This is a genomic window from Fusobacterium sp. SYSU M8D902 (genome assembly GCF_040199715.1).
Taxonomy (GTDB): Bacteria; Fusobacteriota; Fusobacteriia; order Fusobacteriales; family Fusobacteriaceae; genus Fusobacterium_A.
The window spans coordinates 2,215-19,100 of record NZ_JBEFNA010000035.1 but is presented as its reverse complement, the minus strand read 5'-3'; the positions used below and the strand labels follow the sequence as shown (position 1 = coordinate 19,100).

Sequence of the window (16,886 nt, the reverse complement as noted above, 5' to 3'; positions counted from 1 at the left end):
AAAGCAAAACTTGATGGTGCATTTAATGAAATTCCACTAAACTTAATAACATTTCTAATTTGATAGTTATTATCTATCTTAATATTATTAGCTCCTTCTACTCTTCTTGGACTATCTATTGTTAGTGTATGTTCCACCATCTTTCTTTGAGTTCCATTTTCACTTCTAAAAACTCTTATCATTAAGTTATGATTAGGTTCTAATATACCCCATTCATTTAATGCAAGTCTTAGTTTTCCTGCTTCGACTTTATATGAATATTTTAGATCTCCAATAGTAGCTGTTTGAACTCCTGAGTTTCCTCCTACTCCTATTGTAGTTTTCTTTCCATCAATTTCTAATAAATCTCCTTCTTGCATAGTAACAATACCTTTACCTGATGTATTAAATGTTACATCAGTTAAAGAATTTTCTAAAGCTAAAGGTTTTCCTGCTTCAAAAGGTGTAGAATTAAATTGAATGAATTGATTAGTAGGATATTTTTCTCTAACAGTAAGAGAACTTTGTCCTTTTAATGTCAATTCCTTATATATCACATTAAAATAGCAATTATATTTATTCCTATAACTATATGATCCTGAATCATGCCCAATATTTTTTCCACTATGATGTGTTAAATAAGTAATTGTAAAATTAAAATTTTTTTTATCTTTCCAATCACTTATTTTTATAATACATCTAAAAGGTCCATTCCCTCCAGAATAATTATCTGTTTCTATTAAACAATTTTTGTTATCATGTCTAATATATAAAAACTTTTTAGTTCCTGCACTCTCAATTGCACCTGGTCGATTTAGTTCATCATAATACATAGTTTTGTTTATTCCAAATTGTTGTAAGACATTATAGGTTGCTCGATTGGAAAGAATCAATCCCCCAAAATTTGTTTCTACTCCTTTTGGTAAGTCATTTGTTCCTATCCACTCTCCTTCATATTCATCAGTGATTGTTATAGTATAATTAATATCGTATTTATGAGTTGATACGCTATATAATTCTATTTTTCTATTATTCCATTTCCAAGTTCCTGTTTTACCTACTAAATATAGAAATTCAGGTACTTTTGTACCTTCTATTTCTATTCCTTCTTCTGTTTTAGTTATTGCATATGCTTTAGATATTTTTCCTTGTAGATTATCTATTATTTCATAGGAATCTTCTAAATTTACTTGTGGATTTTCTTCTTTAGGAATTATTACCTTGTTTCCAGCTACATATCCTACTACTTCTTTACTTTTCTTTTTCTCTACTGTTATATTTAATTCTGCTTTATCCCTTCTTTTTAGTGTTTCTGTTTTAGTTACCTCTTTTGAAGGATTTTCATAAATTACTTGATGTGGTACTTCTGCAAAACTATTACTTATTAATGAGAGATAGAGAACTATGGTGAAAATAATGCTCTGTATTCTACCATAGCACCCCCCCCCCGTTCATTTCTTGTACACTTAATCTATTCATTTTTTTCTCTTCCTCCTTTAGATATTTCTCTTCATTTGAATACTTTTATCAGTAAAATTAAAAACAAATAAATTACCGTCTTTTCCTTTTTCAATATATGATAATTGAACTACTTCATTAATACCCTTTATTGAGTAATCTATTCCAATATATTTAACTTCTATTAAATATTTGGTAGGTAATAATCCTGATACTTGGAATATTCCCGTTTCATCAGGCATAGTTGTTTCTAATTCATTGCCTGATATATCTTTTATAGTAACAATAATATTTTCATAAATTCTCATCTTATCTAAATTAGATAATTCTAATATTTCTGCGACATTTATTTGTCCTGTTAATGTAGTCATAGGTTTTATAGGTAAATAAGCTTTTATTGTTGCTGTATTCCTTCCTTCTACTTTAAGTGGAATATTAGTCTTAATTAAACTAGGACGTTTTATTTCTGCATTTAAATCATATAACACTCTGTTTGGTATACCAAAAAATATAGCTTTCCCATCTTTATTGGTTTTTTTAGTTTCTCCAGCTAATTTAACTTCAATATTTTTTGCTACTACTTCTCCATTATCAAGCTCATCATTATTATTAAGATCAATAAATGCTGTTACTTCGACTGGAGAACTCTCTATGCTCTTAATATTAGCTTTAGGATTTCTTAAATCAGTTATTCTATCTATTCCTACTTTATATTGTTGGTTTCCTTTCTTATCTACTTCACTTTCAAAATTAAACCAATTATTATAATTAAGGTTAAATCTAAATGTTAAACTATCCTTTTTTTCTTCAGAATATCTTGCTTCAAGAGTATAATCAAACAAATCATTACCATTGCTAAAAACAGAAAAAGCTGTTTCATATTTTCCATTTTCTTTCCATGTATTCTCAAGTCTTGTAGTGAAGGTTCTAAAACCTGTATAATAAAGATTCAATGAATATTGATCCTCTTCATCATACAATGTTGATTTTTCATATTCTGCTGTTGCCAGTAATGATTTATAAGATTTAGAATACTCTATTCTAAATCTATCCCCAGTTTGCTTTATTTCATCTTCACTATAAGATAAATCACTATATTTTTCTTTCCATACTTTTTCCCACTCTAATTCTAGAGATTTTAAAGGTTTATATTTTAAACCTAATGTTTTTTCAAATTTATCATAATAATATTCTCCAAAATTTTCTTGTTGATATTTTAATCTAAAATTTTGAAGATCTATTTGCCCTAAAAAATCATATTTATATTCATCATCAGTAGATTTTAAAGTTATATCATCTACATAGTTATTAAAAGTTTTTTCTCCACCTACCCTCAAAGTATATTGATAACCTTTTAATGAATTACTAAATACTAATTCTCCTCTTCCTTTATCTACATATTCAAATTTTTCGTTTATTGTACGAGGTTCTTTGATATACCCTGCTCCTGCTGTTAAACTATCAGTAAGTCCATAATAAGTCATAGCATTTATTCTATATCTATTGCTTTCGTGATCTTCTCTTATATCAAAATCATATTCCCACTCTCCTTTATTTTGTTGGTTATAATCAGATGTTGTATTTATAATTTTTTCATAAATCTTTCCATCTTCTGTATATACTCTTAAAATATATTCTCTATCCTCTTTTATATTTTTGTTATTAAATATAACTTCTCCATTGATTGCTGTTTGAATATCAATGACACTTCCTAAATAAATAAGTTCTACTCTTGATCCTATTGGTACATTTTCTTTTAAAATATAATCTTTAGAACCTGTTACCAAATAGCCTTTATCTTTCCAAAATCTAATTCCATTCTCTCTAGCTCCATTATCTCCATATTTAAAACTAGATAACTCTAAAGTATGCTTATTATAAATCTCATCATAAGCAAGTTTAACATCTCCAAGAAGATGTTCTTTTAAATCATATTCAGCATTTAATTCTCCGAATAAAAAAGCTCCTTGATATTCTAATCTAGCTTCCCAATCATCTTTAAAAGAACTATCATCACTATTTTTATCTCTAGTAAAAATTTTATTAGCTTCTGTTCTTAAATACCCTAATTCAAAAGCTTTATTTTTATTTTTAAAAATGATTTCTTTCTTTTCTTTTTCTTCTTTTACTAAATTTTTAGTAAGATTTAATCTTACATTTATCTCTTCAGGCGAAGAGAAATTTAAATTCATATTTATTTTTTGTCTTTCATTATCTATTCTCAAATTATTTAAAAACACTTTTTTAAACAATTCAGAATTTATATAAATCTCTCTTCCATTTAAAAGAAGATCGTTTTGATTTAACTTTATTTTTTCATCAGAGTAATCTATATAATTATCTTTTACACTTAAAACTACTCTCTCTAAATTCTCTCCCAAATATAATGTTATATTTCCATTTTTTGGATCTTGAGTGTAATTTTTAAAATTAATTGCTTCTAAAAAATTGAAAAAGGAAAAGTATGTGTTACCTTTTTCATACCAAACCAAATAATCTTTACTTTTTAACTCTCCATTTATCATTAGGTTAAAGATTTGCTTTCCTTCTTTAGAATAAGCATTTGTTAAGATTATATAATCTTCTTCTGATAATACTCCTTTTAATTTTTCAATATTTTCTATATTTCCTTGAGCTTGACTCAATACAGAAATTATTGAAAATAAAATAAAAAAATACTTTTTACTCATTTTCCCTCCTTAAATCTAAACTTTTTATTAATTCCCCTTCTAAATCTCTAATTTCTATTTTAGAGCCTTTCTGTACTTCACTTGAATGTTTAGTTGAAAAAAGTTTTTTAGTAGCTTTTAAAAGCCTTATAGAGCCTAAATATTCTTCTTTATTTTTATTTTTTAAAAAAACTTCTGCTTTTGTTCTAATTTGTCCTGTATTTTCTATTTCCATTGAAATAGAATTATTTTCTAATTTTAAATTTTCTATTTTTAATTTAGGTTTCAAATCTCCAATAAAACCAGCTATTTCAATTTTCAAATTTGTATAAATAGACAAATTTCCTTCTCTCTCAATGTTAGGAGTGTTTATCTCTTTAATTCCTAAAATAGCTGTATATTCCCCAGTTTGTTGTTCTTCAGGTGCTTCAATAAATAATTTTATTTTCCCAGTTGCTCCTGCTTCTAAAACTAAATTCTTAGGATAAAATTCTATCCATTTTGACATATCATTTTTACCTTCTTCTAAATAAATTCTATATGAAATTTTATTAGCTAAGGTGTTTGTTATATAATATTCTTGTACTGCTCCACCATTATCTATTCTTTTATCAAAAAGAATAGGAGAAACACTTATATAAGAATATGTTTTAAAAAAACATAATATAAATAATAAACATATTACTATTCTTTTACCTTTCATCTTTTCCCTCCTTAAATTTTTTAAAAAGGGAATGGTAAATACCATTCCCCCTTAAAAAAATTTAACTAATTAACGGGAATAATTAGTAAATTTTTATTTTACAGTTAAAGTTGCTTGGATTGTTCCTGTACCAACATACTGACCACCAACTGCTTCAGTTCCTGCTAAAATAACTGAATTAAATTCAGTTCTTAATTGATTATCAGTAGCTGAAACATTTCTATCACCTTTTATGAAGTTTAATTCTGTTTTCATTGTTTTTACAGTATTATCTGTATCAGTTGATGAAGATAGTTTCTCTAATGTTAATGTATTTTTTGATTCATCATAAAGAGTTGAGTCTACAGCAAATTTTCCTGTGTAAGTAGTAGAACCTACTTGCCCGTTTTTGTCTGCTGAAAAGGCATATCCATCTGCTCTTTGAAGTATCACTGTTTTCTTAACAACACTTCTTGGTAATTTTCCTGCTAACTTTGTTCCATGATCGAAAACAATAGTATCATAAAGATTTCCATTTTCATCAAAAATTCCTAACTCTGGACCTTTAGGTATTACATTTACTCTAACCTCAAATGGTACTCCTGCTCCTACTGAATCGCCTTTTGTTGTCATTCCTATTGGTGAATCAACTAATTGTTGATTAGAAGCTACATGTGCTCCAAATGCTAACGACGACAATGCTAAAACTGATAAAATTGTTGTTATTTTTTTCATAATTTCCTCCTATTAATTTTATTTTTTTATATTTACTTTTTTACTTTGATTGGTGGTGACCTTCCTATTTTTTTCATAATTTCCTCCTATCTAATTTTCTGAAGTATATCTATTTTATTTTTATTTTCTGATCTCCAAATATTTTATAATTATTGTAATCATAAAATACAATATATTTAGCTCCTTTTGGAATTTCTTCCTTTATTATTGTTGATGATCCATTAAATAAACGTCCTTTAGTTCTGACGTCTATTAATGTATTGGCTTTATCTAAAAAACCAATTCCTAATTCTATTCCTCTTCCAGTAGAATTGGAAATTTCTGATTTCCAATATTTTTTTTGATTTATATTTTCAAAATTACTATTTACAATTGTAAGAGGTTTATCAAATTTTCCTTTATAGGCTGACATTTCAACATTCATTCCTACTTGAAATGTCATATTTTGTTTAGTTTTGTCTTTAACATCTTCTACAGATGGAACACTTACTGATCTTATAGATAAGATAAAATTATTTTCTCCATTATGTATAGTTCCATCATCTTCTACATAAACTTTAAATGTTTCTTCAGTTAATCCATCTACCTTTAATAGATTAGGATAAACTGACATATGTTTAGATATATCATTCTCTTTTCCTGTACTTTTTATTTCAATTTTATATCTTTGCATATCCTTGGAAGTATTTTTTAAATAAAATTCGGAATATGCTGTTCCATCTTCATCAAGAACTTTATCATATCCTATTGGGTGTAATAACATTCCATAACTTGAAAATGTTATAGAGAGTGTTAATAAGCCTATTAATAATTTCATATTTCCTCCTTAAATTAATATTTTTGATATTTTTTCATAATCTTCCTTAGAATAAGAAATTCCTCCAATTTCAATATAATCAACAATCATTGGAATTGCATTTTTTTCTTCAAATATCATATTATTTTTTGCAATTATTAAAGAACAATCTATTCCTTTTAATAATAATCTTTCTCCTTTTAATTTAATTGAATTTAAATTAACATAATGAATTTCATCTTTATCTATAATAATTTTAATATCCACAATAACCTCCTTAAACTTTTTTAAAATAAAAAAGACCTGAAAAACTACTGTTTTCACAGTTATTTTTCAGGTCTACGGCTCTTTGGCTCGAATTTCCTTTATGATATACATTATAATTTCAAGGTTTACGGTTCTTTGACTCGGGTTTCCTAACGTATTAAGTATAGCATATTATTATAAAAAAATCTACCTTTTTTTAAAATTTATATAATACTCCTGATGAAATTATATTTTCTTTTACATCAGAATTATAATTATATTGTACATATCCTTTTATGCTATCTGTTCCTAATTCTGCTTTTACACCTAAATCAAATGTAGTGCTATCATTATCATATTTATCTAACTTAATGCTATTTCCTGTAACATTTTTAAATTTAACTTCCATTTCTTTATTAGGTTCTCCAAACTCATGGTTTATATTTCCATAAGTTTTTAAAGTTAGTTTTATATTGTTATCAAATATAATATTTTTTCCTAGTTCTAGTCCTACTACACCTTCAATAGAATTAGTTTTAATATCATCTGATTTAAGACCATATCTTCCACTTTCATCTATTCCATCTGTCATCATATGTGTAAAATTTAATTCTACTTTTGGTGTAATATAAAATGAATCTAATGGTATTTTATAGCTTACCATATTATTTAATCCAAAGTAATTAGTATGTATATCAGACTTTGAATTACTATATATATCTTGGAAAGATAAAGTTCTTTCATAATCTCCTGTACTTATTCCTCCAAATAGACTATTTACTACTTGTAAATTGTCTTTTTTATAAATAGAGTATAAGTTTAATTGTCCAAAAGTATCTTCTCTATTAGCATTATTGAAATCAAAATCAGCTTCTAATTTCCCTACATTAACAACTGCTCCTAATCTTTGATTATTTGATATAGCTTTATCAGCTCCAAAGAATACTTGTGATATTGTCATATCATACCCTGATAAATTTGTAGAATCTACATCTTTATTTGAATAATTAGCTCCTCCAATTACTCTTAAATCCTTATTAGTGTCTACATTGAAAATGTTATCCACTAATAAAGTTTTATTAATTTTTATCATATCTAATGTTTGTTTAGATAAGTTTGGTAATAAATCATTACCAAAAGTCGCATTTGAAGCTCTGTAAAACTCATCTGCATTAGTTATCTTTTGATAATTATTCAATAGATCTGTTAAATATACATTTTCTTTAGCACTTGGATCATAAGCCCCTTCTAAGAAATCAGCTATCTCTGATTTATTAGTAAGCTCATGGAAATCTTTTCTTACTAACACTACATCATTTCCTTCTAACTTAGCATTGAACATAAATGAATCTGATTTAACTTCTCCATTTAAGTTATTAACTATAATACTATCTTTTTTAACAATAGTATCATTAAAGTTGCTATTTGCAACTGTTCCAGAAATATATATATCCCCATTTACTGTATCAGCTTGAAGTTTGCCATTTTTTCCTTGTACAAACTTTCCATCATCTACATTTACAATAGGTTTTGTTGCTTCTCCTGTAATAGTACCATTGTTTACAATAGTACCTTTATTTGCTTCTATTTTTTCTCCATAAATAGTACCATTATTTATTACTTTTGCTCCTGTTCCATCTGCTGTTACCGAACCATATACTACTCCTGTTTCAGAGTTAGTTATAGTAGTTTTTGTTCCTGTATATGAACTTGAAAATAGTGCTTTTCCTGCTTCTCCTGTTTTATCAAACCAAGCATTAATAGTACCATTATTTATTGCATTTCCTCCCTCTGTTGCTACAAGTCCGAATAATTCAGTATTGATAGCACCATTGTTTATTGCTGTTCCTTTTCCTTCAACATACATTGAAAAGTGTTGATTTTCTATAAGTCCTTTTTCTCCATTTATAATAGTTCCATCTACTGCTTTCATTCCTATTCCCATTGGAAGTCCTATGCTACCATCTGAAAGTTCAAATGAACCATTAGCTGTAATAGTTCCATTATTTGTTGCTGTTCCTCCTGCAACAAATACTCCTACTCCTCCTTTTGTTTCGAAGGATTTATCTCCATCACCATCAAATCCATTTCCTTGAATTTTTATAGTTCCATTATTTGTGAAAGTTCCTGATGTTTGATAAACTCCATATCCTTCTCCTGTTTTTACAGTATCTCCATTCTCTCCTATTGCTGTATCAATAGAACCATTAGCTATAATAGTTCCATTATTTGTTGCTGTTCCTCCGTTGATTATTCCTGCTACTATTTTATCATACTGCCAATTAGGCTCTATTTCTGATCCTTTATTAACTGCTTTTACATCTGATGTAACTGTAACTGTTACACCATTATTTATAATAAATTTTTTATTTTTATCTACTGTAAAAGCTGTTTCAACAGTATTTTTATTTTCTTTTATTACTATTGTGTTCTCAGGCTTCTCTATTGGCTTACTTGGAACAAGATCAGTCCATGGTATCTCAGGCTTCTCTATTGGCTTACTTGGAACAAGATCAGTCCATGGTGTTTTAGGAATAAATTTCCCAATATTTTCAATTTTTTTATTATTTGAATTAGAAAAATTTCCATTTAATAATAACAATACTTCTGTATTATTGTCATCTTTTACTATAAAATTCTCTGCTGAATAACTAATTCCTCCTGTTATTAAAAATGCTACGATTGTAGCAATATTTAATTTTACTTTGTTTTTTAAACCTCTTTTTAATGATTTTTCTAAAAAATTCATAAGTTTTCTTCCTCCCATTGATTTTTTTTGGATTATACTATATAATAGTATTGCTAAGTACTCATATAGAAAATCCTCTGCATTGTGTGGAGGACTTTTTTATTTTACTTCTACCTTTCTTATTTCTAATGTTTTATTATCATTAAGAGATAATTCAACATTATCTCCTTCGTTAAGTTCCATAGACTCCCAAAATTCTTTAGGAATTAACAATCTCCAATGAAGATTATTTTTTCCACTGGAACTTAATTTAAAGGCTTTTATAATTTTTTTTCTCATAAAAAAGTCTCCTAATTTTATAATTATAACGTACGTTTTGTACGTTATAATTATTTATACTACTTTTTTTTGAAAAAGTCAAGAAAATTTTTTAAATCTTTAGATTGAATTTCTTCCATAATAACCTTCTCTATTTCTTATTACTTTTTTCAGGATAACCAGCTGGTTCAAAATTAATGTATTTACCATTAATTTTTAAAGTTAGATACCCTTCATATTCTTTTTTATTTTTACTGATTAATTTAAAAGCCACTTTTTTTCCAGCAATTAAATTTTTAGCTTTAACTTTTGTAATTTTTAATGTATTATCAAAATACTTTGTATCTTCCCATAATGTAAAGGTACAACCTTCTTTATAACCTTCACAAGAATAAAATATTTTTCCATTTTTTGATTTTCTTTCATATATATTTTTTCCACATATTGGACAAGTTCCTAAACTATCCAAATTATTAGTTTTATTTATTTTTTCTATTTCTACATTTTGATTGATTATGTTATTTAATTCTTTTTTTGCTAAATCTAATATATCATCTATAGATTTTTCTTCTCTATAGATTTTTTTTAGTAATTTACTAAATTCTACTGTTCTTTCTGAATAGAGATTGATATTAAGTTTATCTAGTATTTCTATTAATTTTTCTCCAAGCATTTCAATAGAATAAGTTGATTTTTTTTGTGATATATACCCATATTTCTTTGCATTTTCAATTATTCCTGTTCTAGTTGCTTCAGTTCCTATTTCTACCCCTTCTAAAATAGCTTTATAAGCTTCATCATCATTATCTTTTAGTTCCTTTTTAAATGGATTTTTAAGATAGTTAGAAAGTTCTTCTTCAGTAACTTTCTTTGATGGAGAGGTTTTCTTTTCTTTAGCTTCAAATTTTACTTCAAACTCTTCATTTTCAATGAATTGTGGCAGTTCATTTTTAAAATCTTTAGGTTCATATTTATAAAATCCTTCTTGAACAACAGTTTCCCCAGTAAGTTTAAAAGTTATATTTTCATCTTTTAAACTTTGAATTGTTACTGTTGTCTTTTCTGTTATAGTTTTTTCTGATAAAAAATTAGAAATAAATCTATTTTTTACTACTTCATAAATTAATTTTTCATTATCTTTTAAATCTTGAGGTACTTTGGTTGTTATTGTGATAGCACTATGGCTCTCTATTTTGCTATCATCAAATATCTTTTTTGTATCTTTAAACTCTAAAGGATAATCTTTTAAAGTTTCTATAATTTTTTTTACCTTATCTTTTTCATTCTCTGCTAAATACTCTGTATTTGTTCTAGGGTATGTAATATATCCTTGTTCATAAAGACTTTGAATAGATTTTAATGATGTTGCAAAATCTATCTTATTGTTTTTAGACAAAAAACTTTGTAAAGTTGATAGAGAGAAAAGTTTGCTTGGTTGCTTAGTTATCTCTTTTTTCTCTATTTCTATAATTTTAACCTTACCACTTAATTTTTTAGCTATTTCATTAGCTTTTTCTTTCGTATCTTCTTTTCTTTCATCAGTTAAAGTAACTTTTATATTATCTTTTTCTAATATTCCCTCAACTTGATAATACTTTTTAGAAATAAAATTCTTTATCTCCATATCTCTATCATATATGTATTTTACAATGGGAATTAAGACTCTCCCACAAGCTAATTTCTGACCACTTTTAACAGTTAAATAAACTGTTAAATTTATTCCAAGTAGCCAGTCCAACTCTGTTCTCGATAATCCTTCATTATATAAGTTTCTATAATTTTCATTGTTTTTTAGATTTCTAATTTCTTTTCTTATAGTTTCTTCTGTTTGTTCAGGCAACCAAAGTCTTTTAATTGCCTTTGTTGTACCTATTTCTTTTATAATATTATCTATAATTAACTGTCCTTCCCTATCTGCGTCACCACAGTTGATTATTTCTGTAACATCATTTCTATTAATTAACTCTTTTAGTATCTTAAATTGTTTTTTTATTCCTTCATCATTTTTTAATTTATACAAAAATTTCCCTGGAATAAATGGTAAAGGTATCTCTTTCCATTTAATTTCATTATCATTTAAATAATTATAAATTGAGTACAATTCAAAAATATGTCCAAAAGCCCAAGATACAATGTACTCACTATTTTCTATATATCCATCTTTTCTTTCTTTAACTCCTAAAGCATTAGCAATATTTTTTGCTAAACTTGGTTTTTCTGCAATTATCAATTTCATAATTTTTCTCCTTTTTCAACAGGATAATTACAATAACATGTATTTTGAGCAGATTTGTTGTCACTATTATCAAAATTATCTATATTTTCTTGTAAAATTTTATAAAACTCTTCTTTTGCTATCTCTTGTGATTCTGCAATATAATCGTCCACTTTTATCTCTTTCATGTAGCTTGCAATTTCCCAGCTAAAAGTAAACCCCAGTCTTTCTAGATCTTTTTCAAATTTTTTTTCAAACCTCAAAAAACCTTTTTCATTTTTATCTACTGAACATTTTAAAAAATTATCTACATTTATGTAGGGTACATTTTTATCAACAAATGTTGTTTCATCAAAAAATATTTCTTTTTCTTCATAAAAAACTTTATATTTTATTATTAAAGAAAGACTTACAATAATTTCATTATTAACTTTTACATCAGGAAAAGCTAATAATACTTTATCATATCCTATTCTTTTCATAAAACCACCTCTCCCGTAACTTCTACAAAATCATTATTAAATTTAATATTTTGGATCAAATACTTTTTCCCTTTTATATTTAAAATTTTTCCAACGTAATTAAGCCATTCTTTTTGTTTAGCTTCAGTAATAATTTCTCCTGATTTCCCAAAATAAAATGTTTTTGTCATTTTTCTCCACCTATAGTTTGAACTTAATAATCTTTCCATAAATTCTTCTATTTTATTCCACTCTGTTGTATCTTGAACTTCATAGTCCCAGAGTTTTTTATTCTTATATACAGCTCCTTAATGAGATAGTATATAATTTCCAAATTACTACTATTTTTGTATTTTTATCGACATAAAAGCAAATTCCTTTCATAACTAAAAGCATACCATGCTCATCAAAACTATTAAATACTTCCCTTTCTTCTAGTTTTTAATCTCATCTTCCACCTCTTCAAAGATTATATATTTTTTATCTTTTCTCTCTTCAGCATTGCATTGTGGTATAACTCCTAGTTCTTGTAATACCTCACAAGGTATAAAAGGACCATTAAATATGCAATCATCACAATCTTCCCATTCTGATTCACTTACCTTTAATTTTTTACTTCCACAAGTAAATATTTTCCCTACTCCAAGATTTCTAAACTCTTTGGTCTCTTTATCTATCATTTTTATTCCACCTCTTCAAAGATTCTCCATTTTTTATTTTAAGTAACCTTCTTCTATAAGAAAATCAATGTTAGCTATTTTCATACTACAGCTAAAATTGACATATGTTATAATAGTTGTTTCTTTGTTGACTTTTTTATTTAACTCATATTGAGTATATAACTTTGGAAAAAGTTTTAAAGGTTTTTTTCCACTTATTTCTGCTTCTAAATCGTTAAAGAGTTTTACAGTAGCCTGTGCTATGGCTTCTGAACTATGCTTAGACATAAAAATTCCCCCCTTATTTTCTTCTTAAAAAAATTATATCATATTCATTTGCAAAAATAAATAAAAAGGTAGATTTTTTTAAAAAAATCTACCTTTTTATTTAAAAATCTATTAATCCATCTGATTCTACAGTATCATTATTTATATAATTTTCTAAATCTAATAATTTATTATAAATTTCTGTTAATGATAAATTGACATCTTCTAAAAAAATGGTTATAAATTTATTAAAATCAAAATCTGAAATAATTTTTGATAAATCTATTTTTAAATTTTCAAAAGAATAATTTTCATTCACTTTTTTTAATAAAAAAGGTAAAATTGTAGAAATTATAGGTAAGTTTGAATCCATAATCTTTTTTTTCTTTAATTCATGTATAATAAATACATTTAACTTTTCTTTTATGTTTAATTTTTCTTCTATGTCTTTTAAATTTCTATCTAGCATTTGTTCTAAGTTTCCATCTTGAGTAATAAGACAACTAATAAACTCTTCATCTCTAAAATCATCTAAATATTCACTCAATAATTCATTCGCTCTTCTTTTACCATAATGTTTTTTTAATAAAGAAAAAGCGATTTTATTCTTCTTTTCTTCTTTTTCTTTTTCAGATAAATTAAAAAAATTATCCATTTTTTTTTGATAATTTTTATCTAATTTTAAAATTTCTTCAATAAATTTATCTTGTCCAAGGTTATCAATTATAACTTTTAAAGGCTTATACCCATTTTTTTTATATATTAAATATTCAAGAACATATTCATCATATCCTTCTTTTTCTATCTTTTCTAATAATTCTAAATAAGATTTATACGGAATATTGTAATTAACATTATTTTTAAATTTTTCATGTTTAAACCAAAATAATTTTTTTCCATGTATTGGTTTCTTTCCTGTTATTATTAAAATAGTATCTTCAAAAGGTAATGTTCTTACTTCTCCTTGTGTCATTAATGCTCTACTTTGATAGTTTTCACTATATGTTATTTGACCTTTTGTTTTACTCTTAGTTTCTATTTTAATAGTTTTAGTTCCCAACATATCCGATATTAACTTAGGTGTTTCACTATCATTTGGGGTAAAATATAATTGTCCGTGACAGTTAGCTATTATACTATTATCTTTTCCATAAATTTTATTCAGTTGTGATATAGCTTGTGTAATTAATAATACTTTAAGACCATATCCAGCAATATAGGCTAAAGCTTTTTCTAATAATCCTAAGTTTCCTAAAGCAGGAAATTCATCTATCAAAAATAAAATTCTTTTATTTTTAGAATTTTCCTTCTTCTCTTCTTTTTTTTGAAAAAAATTAAATAAATTTTCTTTAAATTTTTTTACTAAAGTTTGTTTCTCTTTTTCTATTTTTTTTCTATTTCCAAATTCCATTTTATCTGTTAGTTCAAAAATAGTTTGAGTTATTATTAGTCTAAATAATGGTCTAGTCATATCTATTGCCCTTGGTGGGGTAATTAAATATAAACTTATTTTATTATTCATAATATCTCTAGGTGTAATATCAGAAGATTGTATATTTTTCATAATTCTTGGGTCACCAAAAATTTTTAGTTTATTAACACATGAAGAAATAATACTACCCCTCTCTTTATCAGGAGTATTCATTAAAGATGAAAAAGTTGAACCAACTAATGGGTGTAATGTTGTTAATTCATTATATAGTTCCATAAAATCCAAATTAGTGCCAATTTGATTTTTTAAAGTTTCATAATGATTAAAAACTTGGTAAGTATCATCATCAATTGTTTCTCCATATTCATTTAATTTTTTTGCTAAAACTCTTCCCATTTTATCTATTAAAGGTTCGTTTGGATCTGTTAAAAACTTCATTACATCTAAAAATGTAGCATTTATATTTACATATTTAACATGAATAATAACGGCTGTTAAAAGATTAATAGCCGAACTTATCCAATGGTCTGCTTCTCCTTTTCCATCTACATCTATTAATGTCATTGCTATTACTCTTGAATCTTCTTGTTCACTTCCTGTTCCTACTTTTACAAGAGCTAAAGGATTATAACATATACCTTCTCCTGATGAATCCATCGGGTTAAAGTATACACACTTTTGTCCTAAAACACTTCTTCTAAAACCACTTGTTAAATCCCAACATTCTCCTTTAATATCATTAATTATAACGGAACTTTTCCAAGTCCATAATGTTGGAAGAACTGTATTTACACCTTTTCCTGAACGAGTTGGAGCCATTACCATTAAATGTTCTACTCCATTATGAGATATTAGTTTATTATCTTGAGTTAAACCTAAAATTACCCCATCTGAAGGATCTAATATTTTCATATCTTTAATTTCATTATTGTTAGCAAATTCAGCTGTTCCATAATAATCTAATTTCTGTTTTTTATAAATGTATATAAAATAAAATAATCCTAAATTTCCAAATAATAAAAATTTTTTAAAATTTTCTTGTTCTTTTGAACTTAAATTTTTATTAAATAATAAAAATAAATTAAAATAAATCCCCTCATTATTACCAATTTTATTTTTATTTAAAATTAAAGTTGGTTTTAATATATTGGTAATATTTATATATTTATTGCCTAATGAATACATAAATAAATTATTTAAAAGTAATAAAAACAATAGTTCTAACATTATTAAAAATTTTTTCTTTTTATACATTTTTCCTCCACAATATTTTTTAAATAAAAAAGACCTAAAAAACTACTGTTTTCACAGTTATTTTTCAGGTCTACGGCTCTTTGGCTCGAATTTCCATATTTATGATATACATTATAATTTCAAGGTTTACGGTTCTTTGACTCGAGTTTCCTAACATATTAAGTATAACATATTATTTTATTTATTATGGGAGTACCCATACCCCTGTTGAGCTTATCAAAATTACAACTTCGTAAACTTCATTGAATTTTTCAAAGCCCTCATTAAAAAATTATACTATTCATCTTCTTTTAATACTTGAGAATGAATATCTCGTATAGATACTATATCTTTTTCATCTTCTGAAATAATTAATTTTTCTTTCAATTTTTCTTTTTCTATTGATGTCATATTTATAATCTTCATTATATCCTCCTTTTTTAAAAAATCTGTTTCTTCCAAAAAACCTATTTTTTTATATAAAATTTTGTAATCAAATTTTAGAATTTCAGATAATATTTTTAAATGAAATGGGTTTATTTTTAATTTTTCTCCTGTTTCAATCTTATAAATATCTGCTATATTAATTCCACTTAAAACGGATAATTTTGCAAGTGAAATTTTTTTTTCTTTTCTTAGATTTTTTAAAATTTTTCCTATTTCAATTTTATTTTTATAATAATTTTTTAATTCCATATTCTATTCCTTAGTAATTAAAATAAAATCAATAATTATGATTTGATTTTAATTTTAGTTTTTGATATCTGTTATTGATTGGTGCAAATTTCTTGCCCACTTGTGTGCAAATTTCTTGCCCACTTGTGTGCAATTTTTCTGCCCACTTTATAACAATTAATTTTAGTGCTTTTGTTGTGTGCAATTTTTCTGCCCACTACATATACACTTTAATTTTATTATATTTTATTCATATTAACTATATTAACTATATTGTCCACTTATATCCACTTGTATTAACTATATTGTCCACTTATATCCACTTGTATTAACTATATTGTCCACTTATATCCACTTGTATTAACTATATTG

The 16,886-nt window shown here is 25.6% G+C and carries 15 protein-coding genes; all 15 read right to left on the bottom strand.

What is annotated here, in order from left to right; genetic code table 11:
• On the bottom strand, positions 1-812 hold an 812-nt coding region (locus ABNK64_RS10010; protein WP_349764276.1), incomplete at its 3' end, for a hypothetical protein.
• Between the two features lie 663 nt (positions 813-1,475).
• Positions 1,476-4,127 (bottom strand): carboxypeptidase-like regulatory domain-containing protein, encoded by a 2,652-nt coding sequence (locus tag ABNK64_RS10005; protein WP_349764275.1) that lies wholly within the window; start codon positions 4,125-4,127, stop codon positions 1,476-1,478.
• Positions 4,120-4,809: a hypothetical protein gene (locus ABNK64_RS10000; protein ID WP_349764274.1), complete on the bottom strand. Its 690-nt coding sequence runs from the start codon at positions 4,807-4,809 to the stop codon at positions 4,120-4,122. The genes ABNK64_RS10005 and ABNK64_RS10000 overlap by 8 nt, the downstream gene beginning before the upstream one ends.
• A 93-nt stretch (positions 4,810-4,902) precedes the next feature.
• Entirely contained in the window at positions 4,903-5,523 is a 621-nt protein-coding gene (locus tag ABNK64_RS09995; protein ID WP_349764273.1) for a hypothetical protein, read from the bottom strand.
• Between the two features lie 109 nt (positions 5,524-5,632).
• A complete protein-coding gene (locus ABNK64_RS09990; protein WP_349764272.1) occupies positions 5,633-6,340 on the bottom strand; it encodes a hypothetical protein in 708 nt (235 codons plus the stop codon).
• A 9-nt stretch (positions 6,341-6,349) separates the two neighbouring features.
• On the bottom strand, positions 6,350-6,586 hold the full coding sequence (locus ABNK64_RS09985) for a hypothetical protein (RefSeq protein ID WP_349764271.1): 237 nt from the start codon (positions 6,584-6,586) through the stop codon (positions 6,350-6,352).
• Positions 6,587-6,782: 196 nt separating this feature from the next.
• Complete coding sequence (locus ABNK64_RS09980; RefSeq protein WP_349764270.1) at positions 6,783-9,314, bottom strand: autotransporter domain-containing protein; 2,532 nt, start codon at positions 9,312-9,314, stop codon at positions 6,783-6,785.
• Positions 9,315-9,413: 99 nt separating this feature from the next.
• Positions 9,414-9,593, bottom strand: coding sequence for an AbrB/MazE/SpoVT family DNA-binding domain-containing protein (locus tag ABNK64_RS09975; RefSeq protein WP_349764269.1), 180 nt, complete (start codon positions 9,591-9,593; stop codon positions 9,414-9,416).
• Positions 9,594-9,723: 130 nt separating this feature from the next.
• Positions 9,724-11,808 (bottom strand): DNA topoisomerase, encoded by a 2,085-nt coding sequence (locus tag ABNK64_RS09970; RefSeq protein ID WP_349764268.1) that lies wholly within the window; start codon positions 11,806-11,808, stop codon positions 9,724-9,726.
• The gene (locus ABNK64_RS09965) at positions 11,805-12,269 is read right to left on the bottom strand and encodes a hypothetical protein (protein ID WP_349764267.1); all 465 of its coding nucleotides are present in this window, start codon (positions 12,267-12,269) and stop codon (positions 11,805-11,807) included. The genes ABNK64_RS09970 and ABNK64_RS09965 overlap by 4 nt, the downstream gene beginning before the upstream one ends.
• Entirely contained in the window at positions 12,266-12,478 is a 213-nt protein-coding gene (locus tag ABNK64_RS09960; RefSeq protein WP_349764266.1) for a hypothetical protein, read from the bottom strand. Before ABNK64_RS09960 ends, ABNK64_RS09965 begins: the two co-directional genes overlap by 4 nt.
• 204 nt (positions 12,479-12,682) lie before the next feature.
• Positions 12,683-12,928 (bottom strand): hypothetical protein, encoded by a 246-nt coding sequence (locus ABNK64_RS09955; protein WP_349764265.1) that lies wholly within the window; start codon positions 12,926-12,928, stop codon positions 12,683-12,685.
• Between the two features lie 33 nt (positions 12,929-12,961).
• On the bottom strand, positions 12,962-13,195 hold the full coding sequence (locus tag ABNK64_RS09950) for a hypothetical protein (RefSeq protein WP_349764264.1): 234 nt from the start codon (positions 13,193-13,195) through the stop codon (positions 12,962-12,964).
• 100 nt (positions 13,196-13,295) lie between these two features.
• Complete coding sequence (locus ABNK64_RS09945) at positions 13,296-15,860, bottom strand: type IV secretory system conjugative DNA transfer family protein (protein WP_349764263.1); 2,565 nt, start codon at positions 15,858-15,860, stop codon at positions 13,296-13,298.
• Between the two features lie 276 nt (positions 15,861-16,136).
• Positions 16,137-16,535, bottom strand: coding sequence for a helix-turn-helix domain-containing protein (locus ABNK64_RS09940; protein ID WP_349764262.1), 399 nt, complete (start codon positions 16,533-16,535; stop codon positions 16,137-16,139).
• Between the last annotated feature and the right edge of the window lie 351 nt (positions 16,536-16,886).